Genomic DNA, 14,561 nt, shown 5'->3' with positions numbered 1-14,561 from the left:
GTGATCAGATGCACATCGACCTCGTCGACATGGATCGGTACGCGGCCTCCGGCGCCCCCCACGACCAGTTCGCCTGGTTGCGGGCCAACGCCCCGGTGTTCCGGCACGAGGGCGGGCAGATGGAGGGCTGGCCGCCCTTCTGGGCGCTGACCAAGCACGCCGACGTGGTGCACGTGTCACGGCGCAGCGACCTGTTCTCGTCCCACCGGCGGTTGTCGCTCTTCCCCGAGCCGGGCGAGGCGGAGCTCGAACTCCAGCGGCTGATGATGCTGAACCAGGACCCGCCGGAGCACACCCGCCGCCGCTCGCTCGTCAACCGGGGCTTCACCCCGCGCGCCATCTCCAAGCTGGAAGACCACATCCGCGACATCTGCCACGAGCTCATCGACGAGGCCCAGGCGAAGCCGAGCGTCGACTTCGTCCGCGACATCGCCGCGCCCCTGCCGCTGTACGTCATCTGCGAGCTCCTCGGCGCCCCCGCCGAAGACCGGGGCAAGCTCTTCGAGTGGTCCAACCGGATGATCGGCATGGACGACCCCGACTACTCGGCCAGCCCGGAAGAGGGCCAGATGGCGCCGATGGAGGTCTACGCGTACGCCAACCAGCTCGCCGAGGCCCGGCGCGAGGACCCCCGCGACGACCTGGTGACCAAGTTGCTCCAGCCGGGCGACGACGGCGAGGAGCTGAGCGTGGAGGAGTTCGACCTGTTCGTCCTGCTCCTGGTGGTGGCGGGCAACGAGACCACCCGCAACGCGGCGTCGGGCGGCATGCTGGCCCTCTTCGAGCACCCCGACGAGTGGGCCAAGCTCGTCGCCGACCGGTCGGTGGCGAAGACCGCCGCCGACGAGATCGTGCGCTGGGTCTCCCCGGTCAACCTGTTCCGGCGGACGGCGACCCAGGACATGGAGGTGCGCGGCCAGCAGATCAAGGAGGGCGACAAGGTCGTCATCTTCTACTCGGGCGCCAACCGCGACGAGGAGGTGTTCGCCGACCCCGAGGTCTTCGACGTGACCAGGGACCCCAACCCGCAGATCGGCTTCGGCGGCGGCGGCGCCCACTTCTGCCTCGGCAACCACCTGGCCAAGATGGAACTCCGGGTCCTCTTCGAGGTCCTGTCGGAGCGCGTCCCCAAGATCCAGCAGGCCGGCGAGGCCCGCCGCCTGCGCTCCTACTTCATCAACGGCATCAAGGACCTGCCCGTCTCCCTCTGAGCCCGAGAACGGGTGCGGGGCCGCCACGGCGGCCCCGCACTCTTCGGTTCGTCAGCGTCAGGTGGCCAGAACGCCGAGTTGGGCGTATGCCTCCAACTGGTCCCAGTACAGGCGGTGGGTGACGATGAGTCCCGACTCCACGGTGAAGATCCAGCAGCACTGCACGTGCACCCGGCGCCCCGTGGCCGGGACCACCTCGCCTCCGGCCAGCAGGAAAGGGCCCCGGTGGGTGCCGCTGACGGCGGCCAGGGCGGCGACCACGTCGCCGTCCTCGATCGTCTGGTAGGTCGTGTTGCGCGCGTCGGGAAAGGCCTCCCAGATGTGCGCGTGGTAGGAGACAATCTGGTCCCGCCCTTCGCCCACCCCGCCGGGGGCCGTCGAGACCGCGTCGGAGGCGTAGAAACGTGCGAGCGCGTCCAAATCGTGATTGTTGTACGCGTCGAAGAAGTCATGCACCACCTGCACGACATCCGCCATGTGAACGTCCCCCCGTTCGGCCGGTGCACGACTCACCTACCCAACGGGACGTGCGCCGTCACAACCTCAGGGCCAGGAGGAGTCCTGGAGGTCGCCGCCCTCGCTCAGCAGGCGCAGGTCCGACTCGACCATCATCGCGATCAGTTCCTCGAACGGGACGGTCGGTTCCCAGCCGAGCTGGGTGCGGGCCTTCTTCGGGTCGGCGCACAGCAGGTCGACCTCGGCCGGCCGGTGCAGGGCCTGGTCGGCGATGACGTAGCGCTCCCAGTCGAGGCCGGCCGCCGAGAATGCCGCCTCGACGAGTTCGCGCACCGACTGGGTGCGGCCGGTGCCGATGACGTAGTCCTCCGGTTTGGCGGCCTGGAGCATCAGGTGCATGGCCCGCACGTAGTCGCCCGCGAACCCCCAGTCGCGCCGGGCCTCCAGGTTCCCGAGCCGCAGTTCGGTGGCCAGGCCCAGTTTGATGCGGGCCACGCCGAGCGACACCTTGCGGGTCACGAACTCGGCCCCCCGGCGGGGGGACTCGTGGTTGAACAGGATGCCGGAGACGGCGTACATGCCGTAGGACTCGCGGTAGTTCTGGGTGAGGAAGTGCCCGTAGGCCTTGGCCACGCCGTAGGGCGAGCGGGGGTGGAAGGGCGTGACCTCGGTCTGCGGGGTCTCGCGGACCTGGCCGAACATCTCCGACGACGACGCCTGGTAGAAGCGGATCTCGCCGCCGCGCGAGGAGCAGACGCGGATGGCCTCCAGCATGCGCAGCACGCCCATGCCGGTCACCTCGGCCGTGAGTTCGGCCTGCTCCCACGACATGGGCACGAACGAGATGGCGCCCAGGTTGTAGACCTCGTCGGGCCGGACCTTCTCGACCGCCGAGATGAGCGACCCCTGGTCGAGCAGGTCGCCGCGGACGAGGTGGATGTCCTTCGGCAGCCGGGCGACGCGCGGGTTGGACTGGCCGCGGACCAGGCCCCACACCTCGTAGCCCTCGGATACCAGGTGTTCGGCGAGATAGGAGCCGTCCTGACCGGTGATGCCCGTGATCAACGCGCGTCTGGCCAACACGTCCTCCTTCGTACGCGAACTTTGTAGGCGAATGTACCCCGAAGGCCCTGACCGGGCCGCATTCGTAGAACACGTTCCACCGAACGGCATTCCACCCGCCTAGGCTAAGGTCATCTCAGGTGCCCCTACAGGGGCGGAAAGGGGTGCTTCGGGGTGGAGAGGCTGCGCGTCGCACTGCTGTCCTATCGCAGCAAACCCACCTGCGGCGGTCAGGGGGTGTATCTCCGCCACATCACCCGCGAGCTCGTGGCGATGGGTCACCACGTCGAGGTGTTCTCGGGTCAGCCCTATCCGGAGCTCGACGAGGGCGTGATCCTCAACAAGGTGCCGAGTCTCGACCTCTACCGGGACGAAGATCCCTTCCGCACCCCCAAGCCGGGCGAATACCGCGACTGGATCGACCTCCTCGAGGTCGGCACGATGTGGACGGCCGGCTTCCCCGAGCCGCTGACCTTCAGCCTCCGGGCCTACCGGGAGCTCAAGAAGCGGATCGGCGACTTCGACGTCGTCCAGGACAACCAGACGCTCGGCTACGGCGTGCTGGGCATCCAGAAGCACTTCCCGGTGGTCGGCACGATCCACCACCCCATCAGCGTCGACCGGCGGATCGAGCTGGAGGCCGCCGAGGGCTGGGCGAAGCTCTCCAAACGGCGCTGGTACGGCTTCGTCCGCATGCAGGCCTACGTCGCCGCGCGGCTCAAGCCGATCCTGACCGTCAGCGAGTCGTCGGTGGCCGACATCCACCGCGACTTCCGCGTCCCGCAGTCGAACCTGCGCCTGATCCCGCTCGGCGTGGACACCCGGTTCTTCCACCCCCGGCCCGAGCTGCCGAAGCGCAAGGGCTCGATCGTGGCGGTGGCCAGCGCCGACTCCCCGATGAAGGGGGTCGCGACGCTCCTGCGCGCGGTCGCCAAGCTCTCCACCGAACGCGACGTGAACCTGACCGTCGTCAGCAGGCCCACCCCCGGCGGCCCGACCGAGCAGCTCGTGGCCGAGTTGTCGCTGCACGACCGGGTGCGGTTCGTCCACGGCATCTCCGACGACGAGCTCGGCGAGCTGATCGCCACCTCCGAGGTCTCCGTCGTCCCGTCGCTGTACGAGGGCTTCTCGCTCCCCGCCGTGGAGCACATGGCGTGCGCAACCCCGCTGGTGGCGTCCCGGACCGGCGCCCTGCCCGAAGTGGTGGGCGACGCCGCGGTCCAGGTCGCCCCGGGCGACCCCGAGGAGCTCGCGGCCACGCTGCGCCGCCTGATCGACTCCCCCGAACTGCGGCAGGAGTACGGCAAACGCGGCTACGACCGTGTCATGGAGCGTTACGCCTGGCCCGTCGTGGCCCGCAAGACCGTTGAGGCCTACCGCGAGGCCATCGCCGCGCGCTGACCCGGAGGGTTCCCCAGGAGATGCTGACCGTCGATTTCGCCCGGCTGCCCGTCGGGCCCGGAGACCGTGTGCTCGACCTGGGCGCCGGTGGCGGCCGGCACGCCTTCGAGGTGCTGCGCCGGGGCGCCGACGTGGTCGCCTTCGACCTCGACCCGGCCGAGATGGAGTCGGTGGCGGCGATGTTCGCGGCCATGGACAAGGAGGGCGAGGTCCCCTACGGCGCCACGGGCGAGACCGTCGTCGGGACCGCGCTCGACATGCCGTTCCCCGACGGGTCGTTCGACCGGGTGATCGCGTCGGAGGTCCTGGAGCACATCCCCGAGGACATGGCGGCGATGAAGGAGATCGTCCGGGTGCTGAAGCCCGGCGGGCTGCTGGCCGTGACGGTGCCGGCCTTCCTGCCCGAGCGGGTCTGCTGGGCGCTGTCGGAGGCCTACCACACGGCTCCCGGCGGGCACATCCGGATCTACACCCTCGCCGAGTTGTCGGCCAAGCTGAAGTCGTCGGGCCTGGAGGTCGGCGACCACCACCACGCCCACGGGCTGCACACGCCCTACTGGTGGATCAAGTGCGCGGTCGGGGTCGACAACAACGACCACCCGATCGCCAAGGCCTACCACGAGCTGCTGGTGTGGGACATCATGAAGCGCCCCGCCGTCACCCGGATCGCCGAGCAGATCCTCAACCCGCTGATCGGCAAGAGCGTGGTCCTCTACGCCCGGAAGCCCGCATGATCCCGGCGGTGCCGGGAGTCGTGACCGGCGACGACATCGCCGCCACCGCAGCCAGCATCGCCGCCGTGCAGCTCCCCGACGGGGGCGTGCCGTGGCCCGAGGGGCACGTCGACGCGTGGAACCACGTCGAGTGCCTGATGGCCATGACGGCGGCCGGCCTCCGCGAGGCGTCGGCGCGCGGCTGGGAGTGGATCAGGCGGCACCAGCGGCCCGACGGGTCGTGGCCGATGAAGGTGCTCAACGGCGAGCCGCTCGAAGACCGGGGCGAGTCCAACCACGCCGCCTACGTGGCCGTGGGCGTCTGGCACGACCTGCTGATCACCGGCGACGAGGCGTTCGCCCGGGAGATGTGGCCCACGGTGAGCCGCGCCCTCGACTTCGTGACCGGCCTGCAGACCCGCCGCGGCGAGATCGTCTGGGAGGCGGCCCCCGGCTCCTACGCGCTGCTGACCGGCTGCTCGTCGGTCTACCAGGGCCTGCGCTGCGGGGTGCGGCTGGCCGAGCGCCTCGGCGACCCGCAGCCCGGGTGGGAGCTGGCGGCCGACCGGCTGGGCCACGTCCTGCGCGAGCACCCCGAGGCGTTCGCCGACAAGAGCCGCTTCTCGATGGACTGGTACTACCCCGTGCTCGGCGGCGCGCTGCGCGGCGAGCGGGCGCTGCGCCGCCTCGACGACGACTGGGACCGCTTCGCGGTGGCCGGTCTCGGCATCCGCTGCGTCTCCGACCAGCCGTGGGTGACCGGCGCGGAGTCGTGCGAGCTGGTGCTGACCCTCGACGCGGTCGGCGACGACGACCGCGCGCTCAAGGTCTTCACCGAGATGCAGCACCTGCGCCACCCCGATGGCGGCTACTGGACGGGCTGGCAGTTCGTGAACGAGCGCCACTTCCCGAACGAGCGGTCGGCGTACACGGCCGCCGCGGTGATCCTCGCCGCCGACGCGTTGTCGCGCACCACCCCGGCCAACGGCGTCTTCCGCGACGCGGGCGCCGCGGCCGAGGACCGGGCCACGGCCGACTGCGGCTGCCAGCGGGCCGGTGCGTTCTAGACCTTCTCCAGGGCCCGGAGCGAGCCGGTCACCCGGACCTCCTTGAAGCCCTCGTCGAGGGCTCTCCGGTAGATCCGGTACGGCGCCTGCCCTCCGTCGGCCGGGTCGGGGTAGATGTCATGGAAGATCAGCACGCCTCCCGGCACCACGTGGGGCGCCCAGCCCTCGTAGTCGCGGGTGACCGGGTCTTCGGAGTGGCCGCCGTCGACGAACAGCAGGCCGAGCGGGGTGTGCCAGTGGGCCGCCACGGTCGCCGACGCGCCGACGACCGCGATGACGACGTCTTCGAGGCCGGCCGTGGCGATGGTGGTGCGGAAGAAGGGCAGCGAGTCCATGCGGCCGAAGCGCGGGTCGACCAGCGTGGGGTCGTGGTGGGCCCAGCCGGGCTGGATCTCCTCGGAGCCCCGGTGGTGGTCGACCGTGAACAGCACCGTGCCGGCCTCGCGGGCGGCGGCGCCCAGGTAGACGGCCGACTTGCCGCAGTAGGAGCCGATCTCGGCCATGGGGCCGCGGGAGCCGTACAGACAACCGAGCTCGTAGAGAGCCCGGCCCTCGTCTGGGGGCATGAATCCCTTGGCCCGCTCGGCGGTGTGCCGCAGAAGTGCGGGCATCGGAGGGTGTGTCACCCGCCCGAGACTACCCTTGTCCCGATAGGTGCAACATGTTCTACTTCTGGTCGTGAACCAGCGCGCGCGGATCGTGATGACCGGCGAAGAGGTGGCCACCCTGCTGAAAGAGGGCCGCAAACTCCAGCTCGCCACGATCAACCCCGACGGCACGCCCCATCTGGTCACCATGTTCTACGGGTTGTCCGACGACGGCCGGCTGATCTTCTGGACCTACGCCAAGGCGCAGAAATCCCGCAACATCGACCGCGACCCCCGGGTGACCTGCCTGGTCGAGGTGGGCGACGACTACGGCGACCTGCGCGGCGCGACGATCTACGGCACCGCGCTCCCCTACGACGACGTGATGGACGCCGGCATGCGCATCACGGCCAGGATGACCGGCCAGGACCCGGAACCGATGCGCCCCTACGTGGAGCTGACCGGGCGCAAGCGCGTCGCCTACATCGTCGAGCCGGGGCGCGTAGTCTCCTGGGATCACCGCAAACTGCACGGGAGCTCCTGATGCCGAAGGTCATTGTCGACTACCTCGTCTGTGAGGCCAACGGGGTCTGCGTGGGCCTGGCCCCCGAGGTCTTCGACCTCGACGACGACGACAACCTGCACGTTCTGCTGGAAGAACCCCCCGCCGACATGCTCGACCGGGTCCGGCACGCCGTCCGGTCATGCCCGAAGGCGGCACTTTCGCTCGAAGAAGAGTAAAAACCACCGGAGGTTCCCATGCGCGGCGCTCTGCTGCACACCATCGGCGCGGACAAGCTCGACATCCGCGACGACCTGACCCTCATCCCGGTCGGCCCATCAGACGTCCGGGTCCGGATCAGGGCGACCGGCGTCTGCCACTCGGACCTGTCGGCCATCTCGGGGGTGCTCCCCCAGCCCGCGCCGCTGGTGCCGGGCCACGAGGGGGCCGGTGAGGTCGTCGAGGTCGGCGACCACGTGACGAGCGTCGCGCCCGGGGACCACGTGATCATCAACTGGACCCCCGCCTGCGGGTCGTGCCCGAGCTGCTCCCATGGCCAGCCGCACCTGTGCATGACCTCGGTCGTCCGCGGCTTCACCGAGCCCGGCTTCAAGTTCGACGGCGACAAGCCCGCCTTCGGCATGGCCGGCTGCGGCACGTGGGCCGAGGAGATCGTGGTCCCCGCCGGCGGCGCGATCAAGGTCGACGCGGACGTCCCGTTCGAGATGGCGGCCCTGATCGGCTGCGGCATCACCACGGGCGTCGGCGCCGCCCTCAACACCGCCAAGGTCCGCCCCGGCACGTCGGTGGCCGTGGTCGGCTGCGGCGGCGTGGGCCTGTCGGTGATCCAGGGCGCCCGCATCTCCGGCGCGACCACGATCCTGGCGATCGACCCCCTGGAGTCCAAGCACGACCTGGCCAAGAAGGTCGGCGCCACCCACGCCTGCACCCCCGACCAGCTCATGGACGCCATCACCACACTGACCGGCGGCCAGGGCTTCGACTACGGTTTCGAGGTCGTCGGCAAGTCCCAGGCCATCATGACCGCCTGGCAGGCCACCCGCCGCGGCGGCGACGTGATCGTGGTCGGCGCCGGGGCGATGGACGACATGGTTCCCCTGAACGCCTTCAGCCTCCTGTTCGACGGCAAGAACCTCCTCAGCTCCCTGTACGGGGGCAGCGACGTCCGGCGCGACTTCCCGTTCTTCGCGGGGCTGTACAAGGCGGGCAAGCTCGACCTGGAGAGCATGATCAGCTCCCGCATCCAGCTCACCGACCTGAACGACGCGGTGACGGCGCTGAGGAGCGGCGAGGTCCTCCGCCAGATCGTCCTGCTCTGACCCGCCGGCCCCACGGTATGAGCCCGGGTGTGAGCGACACCCAGCGACGCATCACCCTCACGGTGGATCCGGGTATGGCCGACTACGCCGAACAACTCGTCACCATGGACGCCGGCGTCTGGCGCGCCTGCTCGGCGGCGCTGGGTCACCATTACATCGTGATGGCCGGTCCGGAGGGCTGCTTGGACCGAGCGACGGGGAACCGCACGCCGGTGAGGTTCTCCGAGACGGTCCACAGCCGTTGCTGGACGGCCACCTCGTACGACTCCGGGCTGGAGGTGACCAGCCGGGGGTAACCCGTGATCTGGTTGCGTCCGCCGGGACCGTAGTACTGGCCGCCGAACGCACCGGGGTCGGTGGCTGCGCGCAGGGTCGGCAGCGCGCCCATCGCCGGCGTCTGGGTGATCAGCGGCGCGAGCCAGTTGATGGGAAGCCGGAGGGCCGTGGGGGTGTTGCGGGCGAGCTCGGTGCTGGAGACGCCGGGGTGCGCGGCCAGTGCGACGGTGGTGCCGTGCGGGGCCAGCCGGCGCTGCAGCTCGTAGGTGAACATCAGGTTGGCCAGCTTGGCCTGACCGTAGGCGGCGACCCGGCTGTACGACCGCTCCCACTGCAGGTCGTCGAAGTGGATCGCGGCCCGGATGCGGTGGCCGGTGCTGCTGACCGTCACCACGCGCGAGCCGGGCACCGGCAGCATCAGGTCCAGCAGCAGGCCGGTGAACGCGAAGTGGCCGAGGTGGTTGGTGCCGAACTGCATCTCGAAGCCGTCTCGGGTGGTCTGCCTCGGGGTGTACATCACGCCGGCGTTGTTGATCAGCAGGTCGATCCGGTCGAGTCGGCTCCGCAGCGCCGCCGCCGCGGTGCGGACGGAGTCGAGCGAGGTCAGGTCCAGCGCCTGTACGGTCACGTCGCCGGTCATGCGGGCCGCGGCCTGCTCGCCCTTTTCGACGTTCCGCACGGCGAGCACCACTGAGGCTCCACGCTCGGCGAGCGCCTTGGCGGTCTCGTATCCCAGTCCGGTGTTGGCCCCGGTCACCACGGCCACCCGCCCGTGCTGGTCGGGGATGTTCGCCGTCGTCCACTTCTCGCTCATGCAGAGCCCCTCACCGGTTAACGTACCAAAGGTATCTTGTGTGGATCACGCTAAAGTACCTGCGGTATGTTGTCAACGTACCGCAGGTACTTAAATTAGGGTGGTGATGTGACTTTTCAGCGGGCGCGAACCGAAGAGCAGCGGGAGATCCGCCGGCAGGCGATCCTCGACATGGCGTCGGCGATGCTCGACGAGATGCCCGTGGCCGCGGTCACCCTGAACGAGCTCAGCCGGCGGGTGGGTCTGGCGAAGCCGAACGTGTTGCGTTACTTCGAGTCTCGCGAGGCGGTGCTGCTGGAACTGCTGGACCGGTTCCTGCAGGAGTGGTTGACGGAACTGGCAGGCAAGTTCGCCGACGGCGTCGACGAAAAGCTGCCGATGGCCGAGCGGGCGGCGGCGGTGGCCGAGATCCTCAGCCGGTCCCTGTCCGGCCGGGTGGTGCTGTGTGACCTCTTCGGGGCTCAGGGCGGCGTCCTGGAACACAACGTGTCCGTCGAGGTCGTGGCCCGTTACAAGCGGGCCTCCCTGGACCGCCTGGCGACCATGACCGCGCTGATCTGCAGGTACCTGCCGGAGTTGGGCGAGAACGCGACGATGTTCAGCCTGCAGACCATGGTCATGGCCGGCGCGTTGTCGGCGTACAGCACACCTCCGCCCAGCCTCCAGGCGGCCTATCAGGCCGAGCCCGAGCTGGCCCGGTTCCACTTGGAGCTGAAGGATTCCTTGCAGCTGGCCGTGACCGCGACCCTTCTGGGCGTACTGCCCCGCGGCTGACCGGCGTTCCAGCGGACAGCCCAAAAGCGCTCATCAGCGGCTCCTCCGCTGGCTTCGGGCGCGATGTCTCTGACCTGTAGCCGGCCGTCACCTGCTTCGAGCTGGAAAGCATGAACGGCGCTGAGGAGCGGCGAGATCCTCCGGCAAATCGTCCTGCCTTGTTGTGATGGGCGGTCAGAGGCCGCGCAGCACGTCCGCCAGATCGTCGCCGTAGGAGGCCCAGCACGAGATGACACCCGAGTCGTCCATATCTCCGACGAGGTAGTCGTCGTCACACACCACGCACAGTCCGCCGACCTGGATGATCAACGACGGCCGGACGGGTGTGTCGCCCAGGAAGACCGGCGTGTCGAGCGGCATCAGCACGGCCTCCTCGGCCCCGGCGACCTGGGCGACACGAGTCAGGGTCCATCCTTCGGGAAGGCTGCCGAACCGGGCGCTCATTTGCCGGGCCGACACGTGAAGGAGATCCAGACGTCCGGCGGCAGGTCGGGCCGGCCCGGCACCGGGCGGCGTTCCTCCGTCCAGGCCTGGCCGGCGAGCGTCGTGGCGGCGCGGCGCCAGAAGGCGACGGCGGGGCGGTTGACGTCCTGGAAGGCGACGTCCCACGCCCCCGGGTGCCGCGCGACGACGTCGCTCACGGCGCGCAGGCCGATGCCCGAACGGCGGGCGGCGCGTACGACGAAGAAGCTGTTCAGGACCCTCGTCGGGGCGTTCAGCGCCCGGACGAAGGCGAAGCCGAGTGGGGCGTGGTCTCGTTCGATCAGGTAGGGAGCCCAGTCGGGGTCGGTGAAGGCGGCGTCGAGGCGTTCGCTGCGGAAGGTGCCGTCGGGGTTGGGGAGGGCGCCGACGAACTCGGACATGTCATGGCGGAACATCAGCCAGAGGCGCTCGACCGTGGGCCGGTCGGCGGCGGTGGCGGGGCGGACGTGCACGAGGGCTCCTGAGGGCATGAAAAAAGCCTCCCCGGCGCACCGGAGAGGCAGACAATGGTCGAAGTATATCGCCCCAGCACATACCCGCACATGTCCCCTGGAGCAGCGATGACCATGTCCACCCGGCCCGCCGACGACGGCGGCCTGGAGATCACCATCCGGCTGACCCCCGCCGAGGCCGAGGCCATGCAGAGTGAGCCGCGACTGATGGCCGAGGCCCTCGACAGTCATCTTTGGGCCCTGGGAATGCTCCGGACCGGGACCAACTCCCGCGATCCGGGCTCTCCCGCGCCCGTCCAGGGAGACTGGGCGACCGCCCTGCGGGACGTCGACCGTCTCAAGTCGCGCCTGGACGCCATCCGCACCGCCGCCATCCGCGCCTTCATGGCCTCGGGCGGCAACGCGGAGCGGCTGGCGGGGGTGTTGCGAACGGACCCCGCCGAGGCCGGGGCCCTCTGGGCCGAGATGAGGGAGCGACCGGCGGGCGACTGGGAGCGGTGGGCGTCCGGGGGATCGTGAAACCCACCTCGGCGACAGGGTTCACCGGGCGTACAGCCCCGTATCGTCCCCCTCAGTGCCCGTGATCACGTGAGGGAGGATCGGTATGTCCGACGATGAGGCGCGGCGCGTCTTCGACGTTGTCGACGCGTTCGACCCCGACGAGTTCGTGCAACTGTTCGCCGAGGACGGCACGCTGAAGTTCGGCAACGCCGACGCCAACAAGGGCCGCGAGGCGATCGCCACCGGCTTACGCGGCTTCTTCTCCACCATCGGCGGCCTGCGGCACCGGATCGTCCGCGCCTGGACGGTCGGGGCCGACACCGTCGCCGAGACCGAGGTGACCTACACCCGGCTCGACGACAGCGAGGTCAGCGTGGTGGCCGTCTCGATCTGGACCCGCGGCGACGACGGCCTGATCACCGACTACCGCATCTTCGTCGACCTGGCGCCCCTCTACTCGGTCCAGGGCTCGGTGGTGACGACGATCTAGAACTCCTCCCAGGTCTCCGGGTCGAGCCTGACCGGCTTCCCGGTGTCGAGCGCGGTGATCGCCGCGACGTCGGCGGCGTCGAGGTGGAAGTCGAACACGTCGATGTTCTCCCGCTGCCGCTGAGGGTCCCCCGACTTGGGCACCACGGCGATCCCCCGATCGAGCAGCCACCGCAACACCACCTGCGAGGGCGCCTTCCCGACCCGCCCGGCGATGTCGACGATCACGGGATGCTCCAGGATGCCGGTGTTGCGCTCCAGCGGACTCCAGGCCTGCAGCACGGTCTCCTCACCCCGTGTGGCCTCGACATGGGCCACCTGGGCGTGGGTGGGCGACACCTGCCGCTGGTTCACCGCCGGCTGCACCCCGGTCTCCTTCACCACGGCATGCAGGTGTTCAGGCGTGAAGTTCGACACCCCGACCGACCGGATCAACCCTTCACGCGCCAGTTCGAGCAACGCGGCATAGGTCTCGACGTAGAGCCCCAGCCGGGGCAACGGCCAGTGGATCAGGTAGAGGTCGACATAGTCGAGCCCGAGGCGCTCCAGCGAGCCCTCAAGCGCAGCCCGCGCCTTGGCGGCCCCATGGTCCTCACCCCGCAGCTTGGTGGTGACGAAGAAGTCCTTCCGCGGCAGCCCCGACTCGCGCACCCCCGCTCCGACGGCCACCTCATTCCCATAACTGGCGGCGGTGTCCAGCAGCCGGTACCCGGCGTCGACGGCGGTGAGCACGGCCTCGGTGGCCCGCCGCCCCTGGAGGGGATATGTGCCGAGCCCGACGAGGGGCATGGAGTGGCCGGTATTGAGAGTCACGTGAGTATCCATGACTCCATGGTCGTACGGGCGAATCGCGAGCGGTCACGCGGGCAGACCGTCGTGGTCGCCACATTGATCGGGTGGGCTGAACATCACCGTGGACCGCAGTCCGCCACGGCCGCCCCCGACGCCGTGCTGGTCTTCGACGGCGTCTTCCTCATGCGCCCGGAGCTGATCGACCGGTGGGACCTGCGCGTCCTCGTGTCGGCCGAGCATCATCGTCCACAACGACAAACCCCAGGAGCCGTTCTGGGAGACCCGACCCTCACGTGAATATTGAAGACACAGTCGTATGGGGGAATTGCGAGGCCGCGTCCGGGCCTGGACTGAGGAGCGCAGGTGAGCGAAGCGAGCCGGAGCGACGAGGGAAGGCCCGGACATGAAGGCGGCCGAGCCGCCGCGCCGGAGGCGCGGCAAAAAGACAGGTCTGCGCTCCTGACCTCGGAAACGCAGACCTGCCTCGTTCAGATGATCACTCGGAGCTGAAAGCGGCGTCGAACGCCGCCGCCGGCGGGGTGATCGCGTTGAGCTTGGAGATGTACGCCAGGGCCTCGGGCGCGCCCATGAGGCGGTCCATGCCGGCGTCCTCCCACTCGATGGAGATGGGGCCGTCGTAGCCGATGTGGTTGAGGGCGCGGAAGCAGTCCTCCCACGGCACGTCGCCGCGGCCGGTGGAGACGAAGTCCCAGCCGCGCTTGGGGTCGGCCCAGGCCAGGTGGGACGACAGGATGCCGCGGCGGCCGTCGCCGATGCGGACCTTGGCGTCCTTGCAGTCGACGTGGTAGATCCGGTCGGCGAAGTCGAGGATGAAGCCGGCCGGGTCGAGCTGCTGCCACACCATGTGCGACGGGTCCCAGTTGAGGCCGAAGGACGCCCGGTGGTTGATCGCCTCCAGGGTCTTGACCGTGGTGTGGTAGTCGTAGGCGATCTCGCTCGGGTGGACCTCGTGGGCGAAGCGCACACCCTCCTGCTCGAACACGTCGAGGATGGGGTTGAAGCGCTCGGCGAAGTCCTCGTACCCGCGGTCGATCATGGCCTGGCTGGCCGGCGGGAACATGGCCACGGTGTGCCAGATGGAGGAGCCGGTGAAGCCGACCACGGTGTTGGCGCCCAGGAGGGCGGCGACGCGGGCGGTGTTCTTGGTCTCCTCGGCGGCGTTCTGCCGGACCTGCTCGGCGTCGTCCGACCACAGGCGCGAGGGCAGGATGCCCTTGTGGCGCTCGTCGATCGGGTGGTCGCAGATGGCCTGGCTGATCAGGTGGTTGGAGATCGTCCAGACCTTGAGGTTGTACTTCTCCAGGGTCTCGAGCTTGCGCTTGACGTACCCGGGGTCGCTCAGGGCCTTGTCGATCTCCAGGTGGTCGCCCCACGTGGCGATCTCGAGGCCTTCGTAGCCCCATTCGGAGGCGAGGCGGCAGACCTCCTCGAAGGGCAGGTCGGCCCACTGGCCGGTGAAGAGGGTGATCGGTCGCGTCATCGTCGTCAGTCTCCGTCAGTCTCCTGGGATGGGGTCTGCCCCTTCCGCCCGGAACGCGAAACGGCTCGGGTGGCACTCACGTGTACGTCGCCTCGGCGCGACGGCGTACACGCGACCGTGCCGGTCGCGTTCCGGGCGGC

19 protein-coding genes are annotated in these 14,561 nt (G+C 69.5%); 11 read left to right on the top strand and 8 right to left on the bottom strand.

The features are described from left to right. The first annotated feature begins 8 nt into the window (after nucleotides 1-8). On the top strand, nucleotides 9-1,211 hold the full coding sequence (locus QSK34_RS27125; RefSeq protein ID WP_161481796.1) for a cytochrome P450: 1,203 nt from the start codon (nucleotides 9-11) through the stop codon (nucleotides 1,209-1,211). Between the two features lie 57 nt (nucleotides 1,212-1,268). On the opposite strand, the gene QSK34_RS27120 is transcribed toward QSK34_RS27125, so the two are convergent. Beyond that, nucleotides 1,269-1,688, bottom strand: coding sequence for an ester cyclase (locus QSK34_RS27120; RefSeq protein WP_285587953.1), 420 nt, complete (start codon nucleotides 1,686-1,688; stop codon nucleotides 1,269-1,271). A gap of 66 nt (nucleotides 1,689-1,754) precedes the next feature. Beyond that, complete coding sequence (locus QSK34_RS27115) at nucleotides 1,755-2,747, bottom strand: GDP-mannose 4,6-dehydratase (RefSeq protein WP_285588819.1); 993 nt, start codon at nucleotides 2,745-2,747, stop codon at nucleotides 1,755-1,757. A 165-nt stretch (nucleotides 2,748-2,912) separates the two neighbouring features. On the opposite strand from QSK34_RS27115, the gene QSK34_RS27110 reads away from it, so the two are divergent. Genes QSK34_RS27110 through QSK34_RS27100 form a run of 3 tightly spaced genes read left to right on the top strand, consistent with a single transcriptional unit; the run spans nucleotide 2,913 to nucleotide 5,910 of the window. After that, the gene (locus QSK34_RS27110) at nucleotides 2,913-4,130 is read left to right on the top strand and encodes a glycosyltransferase family 4 protein (protein WP_502875551.1); all 1,218 of its coding nucleotides are present in this window, start codon (nucleotides 2,913-2,915) and stop codon (nucleotides 4,128-4,130) included. A gap of 20 nt (nucleotides 4,131-4,150) precedes the next feature. Continuing rightward, nucleotides 4,151-4,864 carry a class I SAM-dependent methyltransferase gene (locus QSK34_RS27105; protein WP_161481792.1) on the top strand — a complete coding sequence of 238 codons (714 nt, stop codon included), beginning with the start codon at nucleotides 4,151-4,153 and terminating at the stop codon, nucleotides 4,862-4,864. Continuing rightward, complete coding sequence (locus QSK34_RS27100; RefSeq protein ID WP_285587948.1) at nucleotides 4,861-5,910, top strand: glycoside hydrolase family 15 protein; 1,050 nt, start codon at nucleotides 4,861-4,863, stop codon at nucleotides 5,908-5,910. The genes QSK34_RS27105 and QSK34_RS27100 overlap by 4 nt, the downstream gene beginning before the upstream one ends. Here QSK34_RS27100 and QSK34_RS27095 read toward each other — a convergent pair. Then, nucleotides 5,907-6,521, bottom strand: a complete 615-nt coding sequence (locus QSK34_RS27095; RefSeq protein ID WP_285587946.1) for a class I SAM-dependent methyltransferase — start codon at nucleotides 6,519-6,521, stop codon at nucleotides 5,907-5,909. The two genes, QSK34_RS27100 and QSK34_RS27095, sit on opposite strands and share 4 nt — an antisense overlap. Before the next feature lie 67 nt (nucleotides 6,522-6,588). Between QSK34_RS27095 and QSK34_RS27090 the strand changes: the two genes are divergently transcribed. From QSK34_RS27090 to QSK34_RS27080, 3 genes are read left to right on the top strand one after another with little or no spacing between them, the layout of a single operon-like run. Further along, nucleotides 6,589-7,041, top strand: a complete 453-nt coding sequence (locus QSK34_RS27090; RefSeq protein WP_161481789.1) for a pyridoxamine 5'-phosphate oxidase family protein — start codon at nucleotides 6,589-6,591, stop codon at nucleotides 7,039-7,041. Further along, complete coding sequence (locus QSK34_RS27085; protein WP_030456498.1) at nucleotides 7,041-7,238, top strand: ferredoxin; 198 nt, start codon at nucleotides 7,041-7,043, stop codon at nucleotides 7,236-7,238. The genes QSK34_RS27090 and QSK34_RS27085 overlap by 1 nt, the downstream gene beginning before the upstream one ends. Before the next feature lie 18 nt (nucleotides 7,239-7,256). After that, nucleotides 7,257-8,339: a Zn-dependent alcohol dehydrogenase gene (locus QSK34_RS27080; RefSeq protein WP_285587942.1), complete on the top strand. Its 1,083-nt coding sequence runs from the start codon at nucleotides 7,257-7,259 to the stop codon at nucleotides 8,337-8,339. A gap of 151 nt (nucleotides 8,340-8,490) precedes the next feature. Here the strand turns inward: QSK34_RS27080 and QSK34_RS27075 are convergent, their stop codons facing one another. Then, nucleotides 8,491-9,429, bottom strand: coding sequence for an SDR family NAD(P)-dependent oxidoreductase (locus QSK34_RS27075; RefSeq protein WP_285587941.1), 939 nt, complete (start codon nucleotides 9,427-9,429; stop codon nucleotides 8,491-8,493). A 108-nt stretch (nucleotides 9,430-9,537) separates the two neighbouring features. Here QSK34_RS27075 and QSK34_RS27070 point away from each other — a divergent pair, with 108 nt between their 5' ends. Beyond that, a complete protein-coding gene (locus QSK34_RS27070) occupies nucleotides 9,538-10,203 on the top strand; it encodes a TetR/AcrR family transcriptional regulator (protein ID WP_285587940.1) in 666 nt (221 codons plus the stop codon). Between the two features lie 174 nt (nucleotides 10,204-10,377). On the opposite strand, the gene QSK34_RS27065 is transcribed toward QSK34_RS27070, so the two are convergent. After that, a complete protein-coding gene (locus tag QSK34_RS27065; RefSeq protein ID WP_285587938.1) occupies nucleotides 10,378-10,647 on the bottom strand; it encodes a hypothetical protein in 270 nt (89 codons plus the stop codon). Continuing rightward, nucleotides 10,644-11,156, bottom strand: coding sequence for a GNAT family N-acetyltransferase (locus QSK34_RS27060; protein WP_285587935.1), 513 nt, complete (start codon nucleotides 11,154-11,156; stop codon nucleotides 10,644-10,646). The genes QSK34_RS27065 and QSK34_RS27060 overlap by 4 nt, the downstream gene beginning before the upstream one ends. Before the next feature lie 90 nt (nucleotides 11,157-11,246). Between QSK34_RS27060 and QSK34_RS27055 the strand changes: the two genes are divergently transcribed. Next, entirely contained in the window at nucleotides 11,247-11,657 is a 411-nt protein-coding gene (locus QSK34_RS27055) for a hypothetical protein (protein WP_285587932.1), read from the top strand. A gap of 85 nt (nucleotides 11,658-11,742) precedes the next feature. Then, nucleotides 11,743-12,129 carry a nuclear transport factor 2 family protein gene (locus tag QSK34_RS27050; protein WP_161481784.1) on the top strand — a complete coding sequence of 129 codons (387 nt, stop codon included), beginning with the start codon at nucleotides 11,743-11,745 and terminating at the stop codon, nucleotides 12,127-12,129. Here the strand turns inward: QSK34_RS27050 and QSK34_RS27045 are convergent. Further along, nucleotides 12,126-12,941 (bottom strand): aldo/keto reductase, encoded by an 816-nt coding sequence (locus QSK34_RS27045; protein ID WP_285587928.1) that lies wholly within the window; start codon nucleotides 12,939-12,941, stop codon nucleotides 12,126-12,128. The two genes, QSK34_RS27050 and QSK34_RS27045, sit on opposite strands and share 4 nt — an antisense overlap. Before the next feature lie 18 nt (nucleotides 12,942-12,959). Here QSK34_RS27045 and QSK34_RS27040 point away from each other — a divergent pair, with 18 nt between their 5' ends. Next, nucleotides 12,960-13,217 (top strand): hypothetical protein, encoded by a 258-nt coding sequence (locus QSK34_RS27040; RefSeq protein ID WP_285587925.1) that lies wholly within the window; start codon nucleotides 12,960-12,962, stop codon nucleotides 13,215-13,217. Between the two features lie 199 nt (nucleotides 13,218-13,416). On the opposite strand, the gene QSK34_RS27035 is transcribed toward QSK34_RS27040, so the two are convergent. Continuing rightward, nucleotides 13,417-14,421 (bottom strand): sugar phosphate isomerase/epimerase family protein, encoded by a 1,005-nt coding sequence (locus tag QSK34_RS27035; RefSeq protein WP_030456485.1) that lies wholly within the window; start codon nucleotides 14,419-14,421, stop codon nucleotides 13,417-13,419. Between the last annotated feature and the right edge of the window lie 140 nt (nucleotides 14,422-14,561).

This window comes from Herbidospora sp. NBRC 101105, assembly GCF_030269205.1.
GTDB lineage: Bacteria > Actinomycetota > Actinomycetes > Streptosporangiales > Streptosporangiaceae > Herbidospora > Herbidospora solisilvae.
The sequence above is the reverse complement of the archived record's forward strand: the minus strand, read 5'-3'. Positions and strand labels throughout refer to the sequence as shown.

Coding starts and splice junctions, on each gene's coding strand:
- QSK34_RS27125 (WP_161481796.1), top strand. CDS start 9: ATGCACATCGACCTCGTCGACATGGATCGGTACGCGGCCTCCGGCGCC.
- QSK34_RS27055 (WP_285587932.1), top strand. CDS start 11,247: ATGACCATGTCCACCCGGCCCGCCGACGACGGCGGCCTGGAGATCACC.
- QSK34_RS27120 (WP_285587953.1), bottom strand. CDS start 1,688: ATGGCGGATGTCGTGCAGGTGGTGCATGACTTCTTCGACGCGTACAAC.
- QSK34_RS27095 (WP_285587946.1), bottom strand. CDS start 6,521: ATGCCCGCACTTCTGCGGCACACCGCCGAGCGGGCCAAGGGATTCATG.
- QSK34_RS27105 (WP_161481792.1), top strand. CDS start 4,151: ATGCTGACCGTCGATTTCGCCCGGCTGCCCGTCGGGCCCGGAGACCGT.
- QSK34_RS27075 (WP_285587941.1), bottom strand. CDS start 9,429: ATGAGCGAGAAGTGGACGACGGCGAACATCCCCGACCAGCACGGGCGG.
- QSK34_RS27050 (WP_161481784.1), top strand. CDS start 11,743: ATGTCCGACGATGAGGCGCGGCGCGTCTTCGACGTTGTCGACGCGTTC.
- QSK34_RS27065 (WP_285587938.1), bottom strand. CDS start 10,647: ATGAGCGCCCGGTTCGGCAGCCTTCCCGAAGGATGGACCCTGACTCGT.
- QSK34_RS27080 (WP_285587942.1), top strand. CDS start 7,257: ATGCGCGGCGCTCTGCTGCACACCATCGGCGCGGACAAGCTCGACATC.
- QSK34_RS27035 (WP_030456485.1), bottom strand. CDS start 14,421: ATGACGCGACCGATCACCCTCTTCACCGGCCAGTGGGCCGACCTGCCC.
- QSK34_RS27085 (WP_030456498.1), top strand. CDS start 7,041: ATGCCGAAGGTCATTGTCGACTACCTCGTCTGTGAGGCCAACGGGGTC.
- QSK34_RS27040 (WP_285587925.1), top strand. CDS start 12,960: ATGGTCGTACGGGCGAATCGCGAGCGGTCACGCGGGCAGACCGTCGTG.
- QSK34_RS27060 (WP_285587935.1), bottom strand. CDS start 11,156: ATGCCCTCAGGAGCCCTCGTGCACGTCCGCCCCGCCACCGCCGCCGAC.
- QSK34_RS27100 (WP_285587948.1), top strand. CDS start 4,861: ATGATCCCGGCGGTGCCGGGAGTCGTGACCGGCGACGACATCGCCGCC.